We start from the raw sequence: 1576 nt of genomic DNA on the forward strand, positions 1-1576 counted from the left end.
GTGTCGGGTGCGCTCGGGCGGGTCGTCGGGGAGCGGGGGCGGTCGTGGGCGTCACCCGTCGGTGCCGTCGTCGTGCTCGTGCTCGCGGGCGTCGTGCTGCTCGGCTGACGGGGCCGTCCGCGGCAGCTCGCCGGCGCCGCCGCGCGTCCGTGCAGGCCGGGGGACGGGCGCTCCCGCGCGTGGGTGGGGGCGTCTAGGGTTCTCGCGTGACGACAGCCCTGTACCGCCGCTACCGGCCCGAGAACTTCGCCGAGGTCATCGGTCAGGACCACGTCACCGCACCCCTGCGGCAGGCGCTGCGCAGCGGCCAGGTCAACCACGCGTACCTGTTCAGCGGCCCGCGCGGCTGCGGCAAGACGACGTCGGCGCGCATCCTCGCGCGCATCCTCAACTGCGAGGCGAACACCGAGGCCAGCCCGACGGACACGCCCTGCGGCACGTGCGCGTCGTGCGTCGAGCTCGCACGCGGCGGCCCGGGCAGCCTCGACGTCGTCGAGATCGACGCGGCCAGCCACGGCGGCGTCGACGACGCCCGCGAGCTCCGCGAGCGCGCGACGTTCGCCCCGGCCCGTGACCGGTTCAAGGTGTTCATCCTCGACGAGGCCCACATGGTCACGCCGCAGGGCTTCAACGCGCTGCTCAAGATCGTCGAGGAGCCGCCGCCGCACATCAAGTTCATCTTCGCGACGACCGAGCCCGACAAGGTCATCGGCACGATCCGCTCGCGCACGCACCACTACCCGTTCCGGCTCGTCCCGCCGGACGTGCTCGTGCCCTACCTCGAGCAGCTCTGCGCGAGCGAGGGCGTGCCCGTCGGGTCGGGCGTCCTCCCGCTCGTCGTGCGCGCGGGCGGCGGCTCGGTGCGCGACACCCTCTCCGTGCTCGACCAGCTCATCGCCGGCTCGGGCGAGGGCGGCCTGGACTACGACGACGCGGCCGCGCTCCTCGGCTACACCCCGGCCGCGCTCCTCGACGACCTGGTCGAGGCGATCGCCGCGCGCGACGGCGGGTCCGCATTCCGCGTCGTCGAGCGCGTCATCACGACTGGTCACGAGCCCCGTCGCTTCGTCGAGGACCTGCTCGAGCGCCTGCGCGACCTCATCGTCATCGCCGCGTCCGGCGACGCCGCCGCAGCCGCGCTGCGCGACGTGCCCGCCGACCAGCTCGCCCGCATGCGCCTGCAGGCCCAGCACCTCGGCGCGTCCGAGCTCTCGCGCTCCGCCGACCTGGCGAACGCCGCCCTCACCGAGATGACGGGCGCGACGTCGCCGCGCCTGCACCTCGAGCTCCTCATGGCCCGCCTCCTGCTGCCTGCCGCCGACGACACCCGCTCGGGCCTCGGCGCGCGCCTCGACCGCCTCGAACGCGGGCTCCCCGCCGACGGCGCCGCTTTCGCGTCCGCCCGTCTCGTCGGCCCGGGCGGCACGGAGGTGCCGGCGACGCCGGTCCCGCGCGCCGACGACACGCCTGCGCCCGCCCTCGGCGGCGCCCGTGGTGCCGCCGCAGTCCGGGAGGCGCTCGCGAACCGCGGTGCCGCCGCGTCCTCGTCGGCGTCCGGTCGCCCGGCCGAGCAGGC

Annotated in this window: 1 protein-coding gene; it reads left to right on the forward strand. The window is 75.9% G+C overall.

What is annotated here, in order from left to right; genetic code table 11:
- Nucleotides 1-206 precede the first annotated feature (206 nt).
- Nucleotides 207-1576: DNA polymerase III subunit gamma and tau (locus tag HGA02_RS18825; RefSeq protein WP_168680861.1), on the forward strand; the 1370-nt coding region annotated here is incomplete at its 3' end.

The organism is Cellulomonas septica, assembly GCF_012396155.1.
GTDB lineage: Bacteria > Actinomycetota > Actinomycetes > Actinomycetales > Cellulomonadaceae > Cellulomonas > Cellulomonas septica.